The organism is Paenibacillus sp. LK1 (assembly GCF_002750415.1).
GTDB classification, from domain to species: domain Bacteria; phylum Bacillota; class Bacilli; order Paenibacillales; family Paenibacillaceae; genus Paenibacillus; species Paenibacillus taichungensis.
The window spans coordinates 119,870-138,250 of sequence record NZ_PEII01000003.1 but is presented as its reverse complement, the minus strand read 5'-3'; the positions used below and the strand labels follow the sequence as shown (position 1 = coordinate 138,250).

Sequence of the window (18,381 nt, the reverse complement as noted above, 5' to 3'; positions counted from 1 at the left end):
ATGCCAGGGACTTGCCGCTTTTTTGTGTTCTTATGATAAAAACTTGCGGTGATGCTTCTTGCCATCATATGTGAACCAGATCGGTTTATCTTCCACCCGTGTTTCTACATGGACGGTACGCCCCCAGAGACGGTACAGATAAGGAAGGGTCCGTTCCATATATTTCAGATCCAGCTCGATGCCCTCGTATTGATGCTTGAGCACGAGTTCTCCTGTTCGCAGATAATCGGCGTCCTGAACGACGAGATACGGAGAACCACCGTTGATGCGTGAAAATACAAGCTGATCCCGTATGTTTTGCCAGGACTTGTCGGTAATTTTCCAGTCCGGGCCCTTTTTCTCGAATACATAGAGGTCGAGGTCTTCGGTTAATTGCTTGGTCATGTAATTGCGGATAAATGAAGTATCGGAATCGAATTCACGTACCTCAAACATTTTGGTACGACCTTGCCCGGGTTGACGTCCAAAACGTTCTCGTTCTTCTTTGGACGGGTTATCCCAGCGACGTTCAATATCCTCGAATATTTTCAGCCCCAAATAGTAGGGATTCAAACTTTGCTTGGATGGCTGCACGACGGAAGAGTTTAGTTTGGCAAATTCAATCGTATCCTCACTGTTCAGGTCGAGCTCCCGTATAATACGTTGATGCCAGTAGGAGGCCCAGCCTTCATTCATAATTTTCGTTTCCATCTGCGGCCAGAAATAGAGCATTTCCTCACGCATCATACTCATAATATCCCGCTGCCAATCCGTCAACACTTCAGAAAATTCCTGGATAAACCACATAACATCCTTTTCCGGTTCTGGTGGAAAGTGATGCACTTGTATTCCTTCCGCAGGTGTTTCCTCGATCTGGGTATCATCAAGGGACCACAAGTCATCATAGCGACCTTCCGGCCTTGGCGTTTTCTCCCCACGCTGCTCCCGCATTTTCATCTCCATATAACGTTGTTTGTCCAAGTGGCGGGGTTTGATCAACTGTGGATCGACATGTTCCTGAATCGCTATAACGGCATCAATGAACGCTTCAACGGCCTCTGTACCATATTCCATCTCATAGTTGCTGATCCGATCAGCCGTCGCTGCCATGCTCTCCACCATATTACGATTCGACTTGGAGAAGCGGGCGTTGTTTTTGAAGAAATCGCAGTGAGCCAGCACGTGTGCGACGATCAGCTTGTTCTGGATCAGCGAGTTGCCATCCAGTAGGAAGGCGTAACAAGGGTTGGAATTGATGACGAGCTCATAAATTTTACTGAGTCCAAAATCATATTGCATCTTCATTTTATGAAAAGTCTTCCCGAAGCTCCAATGACTGAACCGGGTCGGCATACCATACGCTCCAAAGGTATAGATGATATCGGCAGGGCATATTTCATAACGCATCGGATAATAATCCAGGCCGAATCCATCGGCAATCTCCATAATCTCGGCAATGGCGTATTCAAGGTCGCGGATTTCATCTGTCATCTTACGCTGCCTCCTTCCCGTTTCTGGAAAAAGCTGCGCAAAGCTTTGTACACTTCGCCTTTTTCTTTGATCACATAATACATGAACTGGTCGATCTTGATATGACGATAGGCGGACATGAGTGTGCTGCTGCGGTTGTACTGGTTCACCTCGCCATATCCAAACATATTGCTGCGCTTCATCAATTCCCCAATCAGTTTGACACACCGCTCATTATCCGAGGTCAGGTTATCTCCGTCCGAGAAATGGAAAGGGTAGATATTGTAGCTGGAAGGTGGATAACGGCTATCGATAATTTCCAGTGCCTTCATATATACAGAGGAGCAGATGGTGCCTCCACTTTCCCCTCGTGTGAAGAATTCTTCCTCGGTCACTTCCTTGGCTTCGGTATGATGGGCGAGGAAAACAATCTCGACCTTCTCATACTGACGGCGGAGGAAGCGGGTCATCCAGAAGAAAAAGCTCCGAGCGCAATATTTCTCAAAGGAGCCCATGGACCCGGATGTGTCCATCATGGCGATAATGACTGCATTGGACTGTGGAATGATTTTGTCTTCCCACGTCTTGTAACGCAGATCATCCGGACTGATATGGTGAATACCCGGATTGCCGGTAGTGGCGTTGCGACGCAGGTTCTCCAATATGGTGCGTTTCTTGTCAATATTGGACTGCATGCCTTTTTTGCGAATATCGTTGAATACCACTGTATGTGTCTCAATCTGATCCTTATCTTTTTGCTTCAGATCCGGAAGCTCCAGTTCCGCAAAAAGCATATCTTCCAATTCCTCGATGCTCACCTCGGCTTCAACAATGTCATGCCCGGGTTGATCTCCGGCCTTCTCACCTTTGCCTGGTTTCTTCGAAGCGGGATCACGACCGATGACATCCCCGACCTGACTGTCACCATCTCCCTGCCCCACATGTTTTTGCTTTTGGTAGTTATACACAAAACGGTACTCATCCAGGCTGCGGATTGGTACCTTGATGATTTGTTGTCCATCGGACATAATGATGTTCTCTTCAGTAATCAAATCAGGCAGATTCTGCTTGATGACATCTTTAACCTTTTGCTGATGGCGTTGCTGGTCCTGGTACCCTTTGCGGTGAAGCGACCAATCTTCCCGGGATACGACGAACGAGTAAGGCTGGTGTGAATTTGACATGTAGGCACCCCCCATTGATTACGCGGCACAGTTTGGCCTGTCGGTAATTAAGTATATTCACGGGCGGGGACGATATGTGATGCGTGAGTAGATAAAATGATACAATTACGCGAGTTTGCCTTACGGGATCATCTAAAATTGTACAGATCGTCCGGAACTTTTTTACAGAAACGATGAACAAGTGTGACGAACTTCCTTTACAATAGGGACAGGTGTTTACTTGGCATCCCTCAGAGGGATGTGTGTAAAGGAAGGATACCATTTGGATAAAAGGGCAGTTAAGGCATGGATTATGTATGATTGGGCCAACTCGGCCTATGCGACGACGGTACTTGCTGCCGTTCTCCCCGTCTTCTACGCTTCCGTGGCTGCAGCTACACTCGATGCAGATACCGCAGCATCTTATCTGGCATACACCCATTCCATCGGTATGTTATGTGTAGCACTGTTAACCCCTTTGCTGGGGACATTAGCGGATTTATCGGGACGCAAAGGTGATTTTCTGCGTGTATTCTCAATTATTGGCATCGTAGCAACACTCGGTTTCAGTTTCATTGGGGAGGGAGACTGGCTGCTCGCTTCTGCACTGCTGGTCATTTCGACGATCGGATTTGCAGGTGGAAATACATTCTATGATGCAATGCTACCTGATCTGGTGTCTGCCGATCGAAGAGATATGATCTCCTCCAAAGGCTATGCTTATGGTTATATTGGTGGAGGATTGTTGCTTGCGATCAATATGCTCATGATTCAGCAGCCAGGGTGGTTTGGGATGGCGAGCACACTTGCGGGAACAAGACTTGCTTTTATTTCCGTAGCGTTGTGGTGGTTGGTATTTTCCATTCCTTTATTCCGCCATGCCCCGCGTCGACCTACTGCACCGGATATGCCCAAGTCATGGAAAGGGTATGCAGGAGTGGGTGTACGCAGACTTGGCCAAACTTTTCGCCAGATACGGCGTTTTCCGCAGCTGATGCGCATGCTGGTTGCTTTCTGGTTTTTCAATGACGGCATTAACACGATTATCTTGATGGCAACGATCTATGGAACAAGCATTGGGATCGGAACAGCAGATCTGATGCTTGCTTTGTTACTGACCCAGTTTATCGGGTTTCCTTGCACATTGTTGCTGGGGGCATGGGCACAGCGTTGGGGCGCAAAGCAGGTGTTGATGGTAAGCTTGTCTATTTACATATGCATCGTTATCTTAGGGTATTTCATGACGTCAGCCATCCATTTTTATCTGCTCGCTGGGCTGGTTGGTGTAGTGCAGGGCGTAAGTCAATCGACAGCGCGTTCCTTGTTCAGTAATTTGATACCTGCTGGTAGAACTGGAGAGTATTTTGGATTTGTGAATATTACAGGAAAATTTTCTTCTATTTTTGGGCCGTTTGTATTTGGTTGGGTGGGCCAATTAACAGGGTCAACCCGTTGGGGGATTCTGTCTTTAATTTTCTTTTTCGCTGCGGGGATTGCAGTGCTGGTGACTGTGAAAGTGCAGCAGGGGATGTCGGATGCGATTCAGGCGGATCAGGAAGAAGGGCAGGGCTGGATGCATCATCCCATTTCGGGAAAAAGCTCAGAGGAAAGATCGACTGGATAAGTGGTTATTAACGTTTTATAGCTAATGTTCATCATTAATAATAGTAGCTCCATGGGCATGTTTATTCGTAAACTGCTCTGGAGCTTTTTCATGTTCATGCAATAGTTACAAATGATGAGGGTCATAGAATAAGTATAAGTGCTTAAACGACAGAAAACAGAATAGAGTGGATAGAAAGATATTATGAAAAGGTGAAAATAAAAGATTGACATGATACATTTTGTATCATAGAGTAAAAGCATGAATACATATCGTATCTAAAGATTGTCGAAAGTACATCATCCATTTTACCTATTCCCGTATGGGAATATTAGCGGATATTGATATAAAGAGCTATACCAACTGCATGCTTATTTTAATTTTACAGAGGAGAGGCTGCCATTGGTAGATGTTCATGGTAACGGACTTGTCTTACTACTATGTGTACCTCGCAGTGGAAGTTCGCTATCCACCGTGATGCTGCAAAATCACAGCCGTGTATTTGCCACACAGGAGATGTGGTTTCTGATGAATCTTGTAGATTTGCAGAAGGCTGATTCCCGCCCCTATGGTGGAAGTGCCATTATCCGTCAGTTTTACAGCGCTATGGTTTCAGACGAAGGTTTTGAGAAGGCGTGCAGAAGCTTTGCTCTTGAAATCTATAACGGATTTCTGGAGGGGAGCGGGGCAGACTTCATCGTAGATAAATCTCCTCGTTACTATTATATGCTGGAATGGCTTGATCGCCTGTTTCCACAGTCCAAGCGCATTCATCTCCAGCGTAACCCCCTTGCCATAGCTGCTTCCTACAAAAAGGTAAACCGCCATACCGGAGAAGGATTCGAACTGATTCGCAGCTTGCAGAGTCCGAACCTTAATATGAAAGCAGTTGATCTCACACTGGGCATGCTCCGTTTAAATGATTATTTTGCGGACAAACACACGAATGCCTATGAAGTTCAATATGAACAACTTGTCTCCAACCCTCGGGACGAAATGGAAAAGTTATGCGGTTTTCTTGGCATCGGATATGAAGAGGGAATAGAGCAATATGGACGCTTTGTGGACAGTACAAAGTCCAATATGTTCTATAGTATGGGTGTCGGTGATCCGTTTCTATCCTCGCATCAGGAAGCTCATAAAGATTCTGTTAACAACTGGAAAAAAATACTCGATCCACAGGAAGTTGAATTCTATTGCCGGGTGATAGGCACAGATCTATTCCATCGGATGGGCTACAGTGAACAGCTCGAAGAAGCCGAGCAATGGACGGGTGTACGTTACGAAGCTGGCCCGGATGAGGAAGTCATCTCCAAGTTAACGCGTCAATTCTCAGAAGCAACGGGCAGCAGCTGGCAGCAAGGTTACCGGATGCAGCCTGTAGACCTAGCGAGCAACACTCCAGATGGAAACAAGGATAATCAGGCAGCGAATGAACCCGATGCAATTGACCCGACACTGGCCGCACTGGCAACGATCAGGCAGTTGGAAGCCGCATTACGTGCAGCCGATAATCGGCTGGAGCGAGGGTACAATGAGCGGGAACGGTTGAAGGTACAGCTTGCGTCTGCTCACAGCAAGATTCAGCGTATCAAATCCTTGATTCCGTTTGGGAACCAGATAAGCGCCTGGGCTTCACAGCGCAAGATACTCCGGGGAGGAAAGTCATGAGCGCTATAGCAGGAATTGTTCACACCGATGGTCAGCAAGCGTTATGGGAGGACAGCTGGCGCTTATATGCCAGTCTGGGCCACGTTCCGGCGGATACAACGGGAGTATGGAAAGGCAATGAAGCTTTTCTAAGCTGCCACGCCCAGTGGATTACGCCGGAGTCGGTCAACGAGCAATTGCCCTTATATGATGAAGTGAGTGGTCTGACTATCACGGCGGATGCCATTTTGGATAATCGGGAGCAGCTGGCAGATCAACTGTCCATATCGAGGGCGGAGTTAGCCGGATTGTCGGATAGTGAACTGATCTTGCGAGCTTATCAGCGGTGGGATGAACATATGGCAGAGAAACTGCTTGGCGATTTCGCTTTCGCAATCTGGGATGATCGCAAGCGTAGACTCTTCGCTGCCAGAGATATTACGGGCATGAGATCCTTTTATTTTCGGCATGATGGTGAGCGGTTTGCCTTCTGTACCTTAATGAATCCGCTGCTGCAATTGGAAGGTGTACATAAAGAACTGGACGAAATCTGGTTGTCCGAATTTCTTGCCATTCCCGACATGCATGACTCAGCAGATATCCATTCGACCGTCTATCGGGGAGTGAGCCAGCTGCCCCCTGCCCATACGCTTAGCTTTAGGGATGGCAGGCTGGAACAGAAACAATATCATCGCTGGGACGAAGTGGAGCCTCTACGGCTCAAGTCCGACGGGGAATATGTAGAAGCATTCCGTGAGGTATTTGGTCAAGCTGTTGGATCGCGTTTGCGAACGCATCGACAGGTGGCTGCTGCTTTAAGCGGAGGACTGGATTCTGGGGCTGTGGTTGGATATGCATCAGGAACTCTGCGGAGTCAAGGGAAAACATTAAATGCCTACAGCTACGTTCCGGTGTCTGATTTTACGGATTACACATCGAAAACACTGTTAGCAGATGAACGCCCGTTTATCCAGTCTACGGTTAATCATGTCGGTAATATCAAGGAGAATTATCTTGATTTTGAGGGTAGAAGCCCACTTAGTGAAGTGGACACCTGGCTTGATATTATGGAAATGCCTTATAAATACTTTGAGAATTCATTCTGGATTCGGGGTTTTTATGAAAAAGCGAGCCAGCAGGATGCAGGCATTCTATTGACTGGAGCGCGGGGCAACTTCACGGTCTCCTGGGGCCCAGCACTAGATTATTACGCCAGTTTGCTAAAAAGCGGACGTTGGTTCCGGTGGCTCCGGGAAATGCAGCAGTACAGTGAACGTACCGGGATGAAGTTCTCACGAATTGCCAAAATTACGGGTCGTAAAGCGTATCCGGAATTGTTCAAATCCATGGCAAAGGGGGCTGCCCAAGCTGCGTCGGTGCAATTAATCCATCCGGAGTTTGCTAGACGAACAGGCGTATTGGAACGGCTCAAATCTATTATTGTTCTGCAAGGTGGTGCTCAGGCAGATGCGCTCAAAGTACGGGCAGAGAAGTTCAACAATCTGGCCATTGCGAACAAAAATGGTGCTGTCGCCACCAAATGCTCTCTACGTTATCGGGCGTGGGAGCGTGATCCTACGAGTGACGCTAGAGTGATCCGTTTCTGTCTGTCAGTCCCGATTGAACAATATGTTAATCAAGGGACGGATCGTGCTTTGATTCGGCGGGCTACATCACCTGAGTTGCCTGACAAAGTTAGGTTAAACCAGCGAGTGCGTGGTGTTCAGCCCGCGGATTGGTTGCACCGCATGATTCCAAATTGGGGCGATTTTACTGCCGAATTGCGTGCGTTATGTTCTGACAGCCGGGTCGCTGGCATATTGAACACAGAGCGAATCAAGTCCGCACTTGCTAATTTTCCAAACCCTCGGCCGGAGCTTGCTTCCCACCCGGACTTGCGGTTGATGATGCATAGCCTGATCGTGTATCGATTCATTCGAAAGTTCTGATGTAGCTAATGGATGTAGCGATATGAACTAGGCTACAGGTTCATTGATCAGTTAACACATGAGAGGAGGTGAACACGATGCAAATGGAAAAAAAGGAATGGCAAGCACCAGCACTGGAAGTATTGGAAGTGAACCAAACGATGGCAGGAGTAGGTTACAGACAGATCGACTGGATTACTGTCCACGATGCTGATCTCTACGATCCAACTTCCTAAGTTGTTTAGTTTTAACATGTGCCATCATACTTAGAAGGGCGGAAAGGGCAATATTCCAACTTTTCGCCTCCGCCCTTATATTGAGCAATGCGAATATAAGGGCTTTTTTACTTACAAGCAGAATTGCGAAGGAGGAGTCATTCATTGTTGCCTGTGCAGTATGAAGCGTATGGCTTGCGTTGGTTGAGCCAATTCCCAATGCCTGAACTCCAAATCGTACAGAGCAGTACAGATTCTCTAACTGCCCATACGGATGTACACATTGAAATAGCTGATTTGGCGGCACAGTGGGAAGCGTGGGATGTGGGGAGCGATAACTTTGTATCCCGAAATGGCAGTCTTTTTTTTCGGATCGAGGATACGGGTCTGTTTCTTATGGAACAAGGACGCCGCATCGTGGTATCCCCTCAAACGGGAGCTGATGACAAAAAGGTTAGGTTATTTGTGCTGGGCACATGTATGGCCGTCATTATGATGCAGCGCGGCATTCTTCCGCTGCACGGAAGTGCGGTGGTCATTGATGGTTGGGCTTATGCCTTTGTTGGACACTCGGGTGCAGGCAAATCTACGTTATCAGCTGCACTTGCCTCACGCGGCTTTCCGCTCTTAACGGATGATGTCGTGGCACTGACATGGGATGCAGGAGGAAGAGCAATCGTATCACCGGGTTATCCGCAGCAAAAGTTATGGCAGCCTAGTCTAGACGGATTCGGCATGAAGGAACAGGATTACGCAACGGTTCATGCGGAAATTACGAAATACGCGATACCGGTTCAGCACTATTTTCATGATAGACCTGTTCCGCTTGCCGCTGTTTTTGAACTTGATCCGAAGCCGGAAGAGATGCTTAAACCCGTACAACTGAAGGAAGTTGCCGGATTGGAACGCCTTCACATGTTGTGCTCTCATACATTTCGTAGTGGACTTGTTTCCAGACAGGGTCTGGCACAATGGCTGTTCGAGACGGTCTCACGGCTGTCTGCCGGTATTGAAGTTTTTAGAATCACGAGGTCAGGCTCTGATTTTACGGCATTTGAGATGGCTGACCGAATTACAGAATATGCACGCAAAGGAGTGTATACGGGACAATGACAGCAACGAAGCCAATGAATGGGGAAGACCGTGTGTTGCGTAAGGAAGGCAATCTTGTCAGTGACATGGGCGGGGAAAAAGTCATGATGAGCATCCATAACGGCAAGTACTATAATCTGGGCAGCACAGGTGGACGAATCTGGGATCTAATCAGCCAAGAACGAACATTGACTGAATTGGTTGAAGTGTTAGCTTCAGAATATGAGATTGAACCAGACATATGCCGTGAGCAGGTTGTACAATTTCTAGAGCATTTGACGCATGAAGGATTAATTGACGTTACCCGCGGAGAGTAGACCATGTTGCGAAAAATAAAAGCATATCGTTCATTGCCGCGTGAAATTCGTGGATTGGTATGGGAAGCTTATGTCCACCTTGGATGGGCACGAATACTAAAGGCGATGCCTTTTGCCAAGATTGCTCCTGGTCTCGGTACACCCATGTACGAAACGCCGATGAAGGGACTCAATCGAAGTGATGTGACGACAATACGAAATATTTCTAAAGCTATACTCATTGCTAGCAGGCATACATTATGGGAGAGTCGTTGCCTTGTCATGGCAATCGCAGCGATGAAGATGCTGGAACGCCGTAAAATGGAGAGTACTCTATATATGGGTACTGCACGTAATAAACAAGGCCAAATGATGGCTCATGCATGGCTGCGAAGTGGGAAATTGATTGTGACTGGAGCAGATACAATGGACCAATATACGGTTGTCGGCGTGTTTGGCAAACGGTGTCCTGAGAAGGGAGCTGGGGAGATTGTCTACGATACATGAGTGGGAACAATATACAGCGGATTTTCCGCAGGAGCTTAAGCTGATTTTGAGCATGATTAAAGGCGATCTAACAGCAATAACCTCTGAGGACGCCCAAATACGGATGAAGGACATGGACTGGCAGCTCTTTTTGCAGCTCGCCCATCATCATCGACTGTACTCTGTTCTATATCTGAAAATAAAAGAGTTGTATTCAGCGGTTATTCCCGCTTTTGTAGTGGAAAACCTGAGGCAGCAATATACAACTAATACGTTCCGCATGTTACATCTGACAGCCGAGATGGAGCAGGTATGTGGTGCTTTTCGTGAACGAGGCATACGGAATATTACGCTCAAAGGGCCTGCGCTGGCACATGATCTATACGGAGATATTTCTTTGCGGACCTCTAAAGATCTGGACATTCTCATTCCCTTTGATGATGTGGAGTTCGCGGAAGAGATTCTTGAATCGCTTGGTTATGAATCGAAGGAAGGTAAGAGAACACCAACTGTTTCCAGCTGGAAATGGCGGGAACATCATATCTGTTACAAACACCCGGTCAAAAGAACCCAAGTCGAGATCCATTGGCGGCTTAACCCGGACTCCGGAAGAGAAACCGATTTTGAATTATTGTGGAAACGCAGCCGATTCAGCACCTATACCCAGACGCCTGTCCGTATGCTGGAAAGGGAGGATCTGTGGGCATATTTGGTGACGCACGGCGCAAGACACGGGTGGTTCAGACTGCGCTGGTTACTGGATATCGACCAGATGATTCGCAATATGCCACTGGATGTCAAAAAAGTGGAGCGACGCCTGAAAGCAGAAGGCAGATTATCTATCGGATCACAAGCTCTTCATCTGGCTTCGGTATTACTGGACACCCCGTTGGATGCCAATTATCTTGCTTTGTTGTCTTCTCACGAACGTGTTGGAGAGAAATTAGCCAGACGCGGCATAGTGTTTATGAATGAGATGATTGAGAGCCCGGCAGATGTAAAAAGTTATCGTTCCTATCTGTTCGCACTGCGAAGCACAAGGCAGAAGCTGTTTTTCTTTATCGAACGTTTGTATCCAAGTACCTGGGATGTAGACCAACTACCACTTCCGCGTTCACTGCATTTTTTGTATTTTCCGTTACGTCCGTTTCTCTGGTTCTGGCGGCGAATCAAAAGGAACACGATGACGGAGAGGGGATAACGTATGATTTCGGAACTACAATTTTTTATGCGGAAATTGCATCGTGTAACGGGCCCAGTGTTGTATTGGAACCTGCTGGGCATGATCTGTATCAGTCTGATGGAAGGAATCGGCATATATATGCTCGTTCCGATGTTAAGTCTTATTGGTATTTTTGAAATGGGTTCAACAGGTCTACACTTACCCTGGATTTCAGAATTTTTAAATCGTTTTCCGGAAAATGGCCGGCTGCTGCTGGTATTGTTGACCTTTGTCCTCATTGTCTCTGGACAGGCGTGGCTACAACGTCTTCAGACGATTCGCAACACTCGAATTCAGCAGCAATTTGTTCGAACGCTGCGCATGGAAACCTATCGTGCCATCATTATGGCGCAGTGGTCTTTTTTTCTCCAAAAACGAAAATCCGATTTTAATCATATATTAACGACCGAACTCGCTCGTGTCAGTCAGGGAACGAATATTATGCTGCAAATGGCGGCTTCCTTGATCTTCACCGGCATTCAAATCGGCCTGGCATTCTGGTTGTCTGCCAAATTAACCGCCCTTGTCCTGGTCTGCGGATTGGTATTGTTTATTGTCTTAAGAAAATTCGTGAAACGGGCAAAACAGATCGGGGATCAAACATCGGAATATTCCCAGAGCTATTATAACGGTATTACAGAGCACTTTAACGGTATCAAGGATATTAAGAGCAATATGCTCGAAAAATCACATATTAGCTGGTTTGAACGTATGTGTGGGCGAATTGAACGTAACGTGATTCAGTTCAGCCAGTTGAACAGCGGCACACAATTGATTCATCGAATATCCGCAGCTGTCATTATTGCTGCTTTTATCTATTTATCCCTGCATGTGCTCGCTGTCCCTCCGGCAAGTTTGTTGCTCATCATTCTGATCTTTTCACGGTTGTGGCCACGTTTCACGTCCATTCAATCTAATCTGGAGTATATGAGTTCGATGCTGCCCGCGTTTCAGATTGTGAGAGAGTTACAGACAGAAACCGAGAAAAGTCGTGAGATTAGCGAAAAAACGGGTAATGCTGGTGAACCATATGATGAGGAGTTAACGGTTCCCGGTCCACGTTCCGTTAGAATGAAGGCCCAGGTCAAGCCGACTGAGCAGGAAGATGACGCTGTGCGTATTATTGAACCCTTGGTACTTCAGGAATCCATCGAGTGTCAGCATGTGAATTATCGCTACGAAGGCAGTGATACCTACTCGTTACTCGAAGCGAATGCATCCATCCCTGCGAAAGGCATGACGGCCATTGTAGGCAAGTCGGGAGCCGGGAAGAGCACGATGATTGATCTGATTATGGGACTCATACGTCCGGAGAGTGGTCAGATTTTGGTGGATGGGGTGCCGTTAACCGAGAATCGATTGTTAGCCTGGAGAAGTTCAATCGGATATGTCTCTCAGGACCCTTTTTTGTTCCATACGAGTATTCGTGAAAATTTGCGCCTGGTTGATCCAAATGCCAGTGAAGAACAGATGTGGCATGCATTACAGTTTTCTTCGTCTGCAGCGTTTGTCCGCAAACTTCCACAAGGACTGGATACCATTATCGGTGATCGGGGCATCCGCCTGTCTGGTGGTGAACGTCAGCGTTTGGTGCTTGCCCGCGCCATGCTTCGGAACCCTTCTGTATTGGTATTGGATGAGGCGACAAGTGCGCTGGATAGTGAGAACGAACAGCATATTCATGAGGCTCTTGAACGCCTGAAAGGGCATGTTACCGTAATTGTTATCGCACACCGACTATCCACTATTCGAACAGCGGATCGAGTGATTGTATTGGATGAGGGCCGGGTTATCCAACAAGGGGGTTATCAGCAATTGTCTACTGATCCGGTGGGCACGTTCAGCAAACTGTTGAATATGCAGGCAGGTGTCGTGGGGCAATAATTCTCTCTGTAAACCCGGAAATGAACAAAGAAAAAAGGCGCGCCATTAAAGGCAGCGCCTTTGAAGTATGTGTAGTAGGAAAGTAATTCAATCTGATCGCCATTTGCAGTTAGTGAACGATGGCATTGCTAACAGGTTGCGGCAGCTGAAAAGCACCAACACGTTCCAGATGCTGCACAATTTCATGCACGGCCTCTTCGATGGACAGCTCTTCGGTATCAATAATCAGTGTAGGATCTTCTGGAATATCGTAAGGGGCAGAAATGCCTGTGAAATGTGGAATAACACCGCTGCGTGCCTTTTTGTAAAGTCCCTTCGGATCACGGCGTTCGCATTCTTCGATCGAACAACGAACATAAATTTCAATGAAATCATCAGCTTCAAAGAGCTGTTTAACCATATTCCGGTCTTGTGCATCTGGCGAGATAAAGGCGGAAAGAACAAATAACCCGGCATCTACCATCAGCTTGGATACTTCACCAATCCGTCGCAGATTTTCTTGCCGATCCTCGGCCGTGAACCCAAGATCCCGATTCAGTCCATGACGTACGTTATCCCCATCAAGTACGTAACAATGAACCCCTTTTTCATACAGGTACTGCTCCAGGGCAAATGCAAGCGAGGATTTTCCTGCACCGGATAGGCCGGTGAACCATAAGGCTCGACTGCGATGACCATTATGTTTTTCCCTGTCCTGCCTGTTTAAGCTGGATTGCTGCCAGGTAATGTTACGCTCTTCCTTTGACATGGGTATCCGCCTCTTCCTACTTATGATATGTATAATATTTTAACATATTTACAAGATTATAGCACCTTCTGAATTTGGCGGAATTTAGCGTGAATCAACGACAATTCGGGTATAGATGTAGTACATACATAGCAGGAGGAAGACCAAGATGAACAATAACATACACAACATACAGGTATATTTTCAGTGCGCGGATTGTGATCAGGATATTCGGGCAATCTTTGCTCAAGAGCAGGTCAGTGCGGTTCGCTGTTCAGAGTGTGGCAGGGCATATACCTTGATGAAGCCTACCATTGGTGACGAGATTTTGCTTGATTGGGAGCAGGAGGCTTTATATCATAAATTGCGCGCAGATCGCTCTGAGCATGATAATCATAATATGTCTGCCCTGATTATTAAAGTCATTGAGCTGCTCACCTGGCGGGATAGTGGTGATGGTCAGACACGTGCAATAGAGATGGTTAGAGAATGGTTGGCTTCCAGTGGAAAACCTCAGACCTTACTTGAATTGTTTCATCATCCCGAGCGAGACAATAAACGGTTTTGAACGGAGAAATGAGAACTGGGCTCCATGATGTATAAGTATGTGAAGCGATCTGTAATCGAAATTTACATACATTAGCTGTTCCTGTGGCATATTACCTGAAGGTGTTCGTGATAGGAAACGACAAACCGAATTTTTCAGGAACAGGAGCGGATAGCAATGAAGCGAATGGTTCTTTACATGCTGCTGGCTGTATTGACGTTCGGTATATTACCGGCACATACTGAAGCATCGCCAATAAATGGAGCTTATCATTTTGGCTTCAAAAAGAGCCAAAACGGCCAGTTGCCTTCCATTGATCAGGAAGGATTTAAGGAGATATTGCAGCATAACGATGCCATTTTCCTGGGGGATACAAAACAGAAAGAGCTGTATCTTACGTTTGATAACGGTTATGAAAATGGGTTTACGCCAGCTATATTGGATGTTCTGCGCGACAAAAAAGTGCCAGCTGCTTTTTTTGTCACCGGACATTATTTGAAAGACCAGCCTGAATTGGTGAAGCGAATGTCGGCAGAAGGCCATATAGTGGGTAACCACTCCTGGAGCCATCCCGATATGACCCGAGTTTCCAATGAAAAAATAAGAACAGAGCTTGATCAGGTACGATCTGAGGTCAATCGGTTGACTGGACAGCAAGCGACCTTCTTGCGGCCACCACGTGGCATTTTTAACAACCGGACGCTTGCAGAGAGCCACGCCCAAGGTTACGTTAATGTGTTTTGGTCTGTTGCTTATAAAGATTGGGATACCAAAGTGCAGCGTGGGACAGAGTATGCACGTCAGCAAGTCCTGAAACAGCTTCATCCAGGAGCAGTCATTCTGCTTCACTCTGTGTCGAAGGATAACACGGAGGCGCTTGCTTCCATCATTGATGAGGCACGTAAGCAAGGATATGCGTTCAAAAGTTTAAATGACCTGAAAACAAAAAGTTATTAATGTTACATGTTTACAATAAAAAAAAGGCATCCTGAGCTACGGTAGCTTGGGATGCCCTTTCTGGCTTGTCTTTGAGCCCTTTTATAGAACTGTGTTATAAATGATACCGATCGTTTTGGGACCACAATGACTACATATAACGCAACCAGCTGTAGTTAATTCCACTCGTGCTCCAGTCTGCTCCTGCAGAGACTTTTGCAAATCAAGCGCGTCTTCTTCGGCCATGGTATGCACGACGATAACGAGATCACGATCGATCTGTTCCTTATGGTTAAGTGTGTTTTGCAGCATTTGTTCCAGCGCCTTTTCCCGTTTGCCACGGACTTTGTAGGCAGGAGACATCTTGCCATCGGCTACTCGAATGACGGGGCGAATTTTCAGCAGACTACCAATCAGGTTTTGCATGCCAGAGCAGCGTCCACCTTTATAGAGATACTCCAACGTATCGATGACAAACTCCGTTCGCACATTTGGCTTGATGGCTTCAACGAGATGTGTAATTTCCATCAGGCTTTGCCCTTTTTCTGCTGCATGAACTGCCTTCATGACCATCAGGCCAATCCCGGAAGAAAGATTCAGAGAATCCACGACAGAGATGCGACCTTCTGGAAATTCGGAACTGGCCAATCTTGCATTTTGGTAAGTTGATGAAAGTTCAGAGGACAAGCTGATATATAAGATATCATACCCTTGTTCTATGTAAGGTTGAAATGCCGTCATGAAATCAGCAGGTGAAGGTGCTGCCGTTTTGGGCAGACGCCCATCCCTGCTTACACGTTCATAGAGCTGCTCCGGCTTAATTTCAGCACCGTCCTTCAGTGATTCCTCACCGAACACGACATATAAAGGGATTATACCGATATCGTGCTGCTGGATCCATGCTGGGGCCAGATCACTTGTGCTGTCCGTGAAAATTTTGATTCGTGACATGTCAATCTCCTTTGGATACGAAAATTTGGCAATAGAATAGATCATATGGATCAAGATAAGATGGATCAGTGTTAACATTTTTGAAGAATGAGAATGAAGCGGAGTTATGCTTTTACATCATATAGATCCCTGCAATTATAAGCCCTGCAAACGCCAAGATCATGACTCCACTGAGAATGGTTCCGATGATAGCAAAGACTTTTTTGCGATTTTTGAGAATGAGCCCGATCACACCGAGAATGAGTCCAGCCAGATTAAGAATCAGACAAACCAGAACAGCCAGAGAAGCCAGAACAACTGCTGGATGTAATGCGATCTCTTCCACTTGGATCGGTGTAGTTACGACGCCAATTGTACTGTTGATAGCCATTGTGGCAATACCTAAAGTCAGCATGTAACCAATGATCGAGACCAATCCAATCACAAAACTTGCAATACCAGGCCCGGAATGTTTCAATCGACCCATGGATGGATCTTCAAGGTCGGAGGGGTAAGGTGTAAACAGATTATCATGATTGGGATCTGAATAATCCGCAGCGGAACTGGATTGGTAAGGATGATGGTTAGTCTTGTTATTTTGATTATCCATAAATGGGTTATCCCTCCCTTAATCGTGGTCATGAGTGTAATTAACCTAATCCGGGTATTATGATTCTCATCAAGAGGATGAAGGCATTCCTTTTTACTTTTCCATAAAAATCGATAAAAATCAAGGTTTAACGCCAGTTTTCGTCGATTTGGAGGCAAAAGCGAAGTAAAGTATATATAACCAGACATATAAATGCCTTCGCATCGTAGCTGGCTGGTAAACACTGCAAGGATTCGCTAAAATAATAGTTGAGAGATGAATTAAGGGAGAGAAGTTAAATGCAACGGAAATGGATGATGCTTGGTGCTGTAATGACAATGCTTTCGGTAGCTATTGGTGCGTTTGGTGCACATATGCTAAAGGAAAAAATTGGTGCAGACGCCATAGCCGTGTATGAAACCGGAGTGCAGTACCACATGATACATGCAATCGCACTGCTGATTATTGGTCTTACAGCGGGCCAGCTTGGTCCGTCCACCAAGCTCAAGTGGGCAGCACGCCTGCTGTTTATTGGAATTATCATATTCTCGGGCAGTCTGTATGTACTGAGTATTTCGGGTATTAAAATATTGGGAGCCATCACGCCAATCGGCGGGGTAGCCTTTATTGTCGGATGGTTGTTATTAGCAATAGATGTATGGCAGCGGGGAAAAGATCGCTCATGATGACGGATTTACAATAGCTGGGCGTAGTTATGGAGAACTTATGATGTAGCAGTTCATTGTTACATGAATGATTACCTAAAAAAGCAACTTGCCTGGGAAATGTTGTGGAATTCCCCTGTAAGTTGCTTTTTGATTGAATACACATTGAGTTAGAGAAACTCATCAATTTCATTGGTTCGGAACGTATACACTTGTTTTTCATCCACATGGTAGACGCTTACAATGCTGGTATCCCGATCAAAATTCAAGATTCGGCATGGAATGCTCTGATGCCGGCCGTTCTTGTTGTTCACAACGATCCGAGTAAGACGGTTTTCTTTGATAAGGGTATCAATCCATACATCGAATGAATTTCCGTTGGTAGTGTTGGATGCTTCGGTTGAAGGAGCTATCTGGGAATCAGGTGTTTCGATTTCACTTGGTGGTTTGACTGGAACGGTTGAAGCCGTCGCTTGATTTGGTGAAGAGTTCTTCTGTCTTGCATTGGATTGTGATTTTTTTCTTTCTTTATGAAGAAAGGCGAATGAGTCCTTTTTGGACTGCAGTGTCACTTCAATAATTTTGCCAAGCTCTATGCCGGATTGAATCCGGAAGTCCGCAATTTGTTCCTCTTTGTTTATGAACTCCAACAGGGACTGCAGTGCCAATGCATTCGAGCGGCTCTTAATAAGAATATCGACATTGAATAAAAAGCCGATTTCTTCTTCGTTGGATAAGGTTTCTTTCATTGATCCCAGCCCCGTTAAAAGATATGTCAGCAAAAACATGCTTCAATACACTATATCATTAAAAAGGCAATAATCATAGTACTGGAGACATAGAAAATGAGCAGCTTATGTACGATTAAGATCCCCTATCATCGCCCTTTTCTCAATGGAATGAATCCAAAACTCTTCTTTTTTCGTCCCATGATCGTCCTGTATTCCGGCTTCATTAATTCTGGTTGTATATATAATTTAGTTAATCATTGCTAGGATG

18 protein-coding genes are annotated in these 18,381 nt (G+C 46.1%); 12 read left to right on the top strand and 6 right to left on the bottom strand.

The window, feature by feature from the left end; genetic code table 11:
* Window positions 1–30: 30 nt before the first annotated feature.
* A complete protein-coding gene (locus CS562_RS07600) occupies window positions 31–1,470 on the bottom strand; it encodes a SpoVR family protein (RefSeq protein ID WP_076289870.1) in 1,440 nt (479 codons plus the stop codon).
* Entirely contained in the window at window positions 1,467–2,633 is a 1,167-nt protein-coding gene (yhbH, locus tag CS562_RS07595) for a sporulation protein YhbH (protein WP_053780501.1), read from the bottom strand. The genes CS562_RS07600 and yhbH overlap by 4 nt, the downstream gene beginning before the upstream one ends.
* Before the next feature lie 262 nt (window positions 2,634–2,895).
* Between yhbH and CS562_RS07590 the strand changes: the two genes are divergently transcribed.
* The 9 genes from CS562_RS07590 (at window position 2,896) to CS562_RS07555 (ending at window position 12,988) form a co-directional block, all read left to right on the top strand.
* The gene (locus tag CS562_RS07590) at window positions 2,896–4,236 is read left to right on the top strand and encodes an MFS transporter (protein WP_099854809.1); all 1,341 of its coding nucleotides are present in this window, start codon (window positions 2,896–2,898) and stop codon (window positions 4,234–4,236) included.
* Between the two features lie 381 nt (window positions 4,237–4,617).
* Window positions 4,618–5,886, top strand: coding sequence for a sulfotransferase family protein (locus CS562_RS07585; RefSeq protein ID WP_099854807.1), 1,269 nt, complete (start codon window positions 4,618–4,620; stop codon window positions 5,884–5,886).
* Window positions 5,883–7,814, top strand: coding sequence for an asparagine synthase-related protein (locus CS562_RS07580; RefSeq protein ID WP_099854805.1), 1,932 nt, complete (start codon window positions 5,883–5,885; stop codon window positions 7,812–7,814). The genes CS562_RS07585 and CS562_RS07580 overlap by 4 nt, the downstream gene beginning before the upstream one ends.
* A 77-nt stretch (window positions 7,815–7,891) precedes the next feature.
* Window positions 7,892–8,029, top strand: a complete 138-nt coding sequence (locus CS562_RS32555; protein ID WP_175383968.1) for a paeninodin family lasso peptide — start codon at window positions 7,892–7,894, stop codon at window positions 8,027–8,029.
* Window positions 8,030–8,173: 144 nt separating this feature from the next.
* Window positions 8,174–9,121 carry an aldolase gene (locus CS562_RS07575; RefSeq protein WP_099854803.1) on the top strand — a complete coding sequence of 316 codons (948 nt, stop codon included), beginning with the start codon at window positions 8,174–8,176 and terminating at the stop codon, window positions 9,119–9,121.
* Window positions 9,118–9,417 (top strand): lasso peptide biosynthesis PqqD family chaperone, encoded by a 300-nt coding sequence (locus CS562_RS07570; protein ID WP_063564273.1) that lies wholly within the window; start codon window positions 9,118–9,120, stop codon window positions 9,415–9,417. Before CS562_RS07575 ends, CS562_RS07570 begins: the two co-directional genes overlap by 4 nt.
* A 3-nt stretch (window positions 9,418–9,420) precedes the next feature.
* The gene (locus tag CS562_RS07565; protein ID WP_099854801.1) at window positions 9,421–9,903 is read left to right on the top strand and encodes a lasso peptide biosynthesis B2 protein; all 483 of its coding nucleotides are present in this window, start codon (window positions 9,421–9,423) and stop codon (window positions 9,901–9,903) included.
* Window positions 9,887–11,083 carry a nucleotidyltransferase domain-containing protein gene (locus tag CS562_RS07560; protein ID WP_099854799.1) on the top strand — a complete coding sequence of 399 codons (1,197 nt, stop codon included), beginning with the start codon at window positions 9,887–9,889 and terminating at the stop codon, window positions 11,081–11,083. The genes CS562_RS07565 and CS562_RS07560 overlap by 17 nt, the downstream gene beginning before the upstream one ends.
* Before the next feature lie 6 nt (window positions 11,084–11,089).
* Window positions 11,090–12,988, top strand: coding sequence for an ABC transporter ATP-binding protein (locus CS562_RS07555; protein ID WP_180287084.1), 1,899 nt, complete (start codon window positions 11,090–11,092; stop codon window positions 12,986–12,988).
* Window positions 12,989–13,097: 109 nt separating this feature from the next.
* Here the strand turns inward: CS562_RS07555 and cysC are convergent, their stop codons facing one another.
* A complete protein-coding gene (cysC, locus tag CS562_RS07550) occupies window positions 13,098–13,736 on the bottom strand; it encodes an adenylyl-sulfate kinase (RefSeq protein ID WP_099854795.1) in 639 nt (212 codons plus the stop codon).
* Between the two features lie 148 nt (window positions 13,737–13,884).
* Between cysC and CS562_RS07545 the strand changes: the two genes are divergently transcribed.
* Window positions 13,885–14,283, top strand: a complete 399-nt coding sequence (locus CS562_RS07545) for a hypothetical protein (RefSeq protein ID WP_053780509.1) — start codon at window positions 13,885–13,887, stop codon at window positions 14,281–14,283.
* A gap of 156 nt (window positions 14,284–14,439) precedes the next feature.
* Complete coding sequence (pdaA, locus tag CS562_RS07540; protein ID WP_076289863.1) at window positions 14,440–15,219, top strand: delta-lactam-biosynthetic de-N-acetylase; 780 nt, start codon at window positions 14,440–14,442, stop codon at window positions 15,217–15,219.
* An 81-nt stretch (window positions 15,220–15,300) separates the two neighbouring features.
* Here pdaA and CS562_RS07535 read toward each other — a convergent pair whose 3' ends face one another.
* Window positions 15,301–16,149, bottom strand: a complete 849-nt coding sequence (locus tag CS562_RS07535) for a DegV family protein (protein WP_076289862.1) — start codon at window positions 16,147–16,149, stop codon at window positions 15,301–15,303.
* A gap of 112 nt (window positions 16,150–16,261) precedes the next feature.
* Complete coding sequence (locus CS562_RS07530) at window positions 16,262–16,738, bottom strand: hypothetical protein (RefSeq protein ID WP_083678944.1); 477 nt, start codon at window positions 16,736–16,738, stop codon at window positions 16,262–16,264.
* A gap of 278 nt (window positions 16,739–17,016) precedes the next feature.
* Between CS562_RS07530 and CS562_RS07525 the strand changes: the two genes are divergently transcribed.
* Window positions 17,017–17,403 carry a DUF423 domain-containing protein gene (locus CS562_RS07525; protein ID WP_099854794.1) on the top strand — a complete coding sequence of 129 codons (387 nt, stop codon included), beginning with the start codon at window positions 17,017–17,019 and terminating at the stop codon, window positions 17,401–17,403.
* Between the two features lie 149 nt (window positions 17,404–17,552).
* Here the strand turns inward: CS562_RS07525 and CS562_RS07520 are convergent, their stop codons facing one another.
* Window positions 17,553–18,131, bottom strand: coding sequence for a hypothetical protein (locus tag CS562_RS07520; RefSeq protein WP_076289860.1), 579 nt, complete (start codon window positions 18,129–18,131; stop codon window positions 17,553–17,555).
* Window positions 18,132–18,381 lie beyond the last annotated feature (250 nt).

Excerpts from the sequence above, each read along its gene's own strand:
- CS562_RS07600 (WP_076289870.1), bottom strand. The coding sequence starts at position 1,470 with ATGACAGATGAAATCCGCGACCTTGAATACGCCATTGCCGAGATTATG.
- yhbH (WP_053780501.1), bottom strand. The coding sequence starts at position 2,633 with ATGTCAAATTCACACCAGCCTTACTCGTTCGTCGTATCCCGGGAAGAT.
- CS562_RS07580 (WP_099854805.1), top strand. The coding sequence starts at position 5,883 with ATGAGCGCTATAGCAGGAATTGTTCACACCGATGGTCAGCAAGCGTTA.
- CS562_RS32555 (WP_175383968.1), top strand. The coding sequence starts at position 7,892 with ATGCAAATGGAAAAAAAGGAATGGCAAGCACCAGCACTGGAAGTATTG.
- CS562_RS07570 (WP_063564273.1), top strand. The coding sequence starts at position 9,118 with ATGACAGCAACGAAGCCAATGAATGGGGAAGACCGTGTGTTGCGTAAG.
- CS562_RS07565 (WP_099854801.1), top strand. The coding sequence starts at position 9,421 with ATGTTGCGAAAAATAAAAGCATATCGTTCATTGCCGCGTGAAATTCGT.
- cysC (WP_099854795.1), bottom strand. The coding sequence starts at position 13,736 with ATGTCAAAGGAAGAGCGTAACATTACCTGGCAGCAATCCAGCTTAAAC.
- CS562_RS07545 (WP_053780509.1), top strand. The coding sequence starts at position 13,885 with ATGAACAATAACATACACAACATACAGGTATATTTTCAGTGCGCGGAT.
- pdaA (WP_076289863.1), top strand. The coding sequence starts at position 14,440 with ATGAAGCGAATGGTTCTTTACATGCTGCTGGCTGTATTGACGTTCGGT.
- CS562_RS07535 (WP_076289862.1), bottom strand. The coding sequence starts at position 16,149 with ATGTCACGAATCAAAATTTTCACGGACAGCACAAGTGATCTGGCCCCA.
- CS562_RS07530 (WP_083678944.1), bottom strand. The coding sequence starts at position 16,738 with ATGGATAATCAAAATAACAAGACTAACCATCATCCTTACCAATCCAGT.
- CS562_RS07525 (WP_099854794.1), top strand. The coding sequence starts at position 17,017 with ATGCAACGGAAATGGATGATGCTTGGTGCTGTAATGACAATGCTTTCG.
- CS562_RS07520 (WP_076289860.1), bottom strand. The coding sequence starts at position 18,131 with ATGAAAGAAACCTTATCCAACGAAGAAGAAATCGGCTTTTTATTCAAT.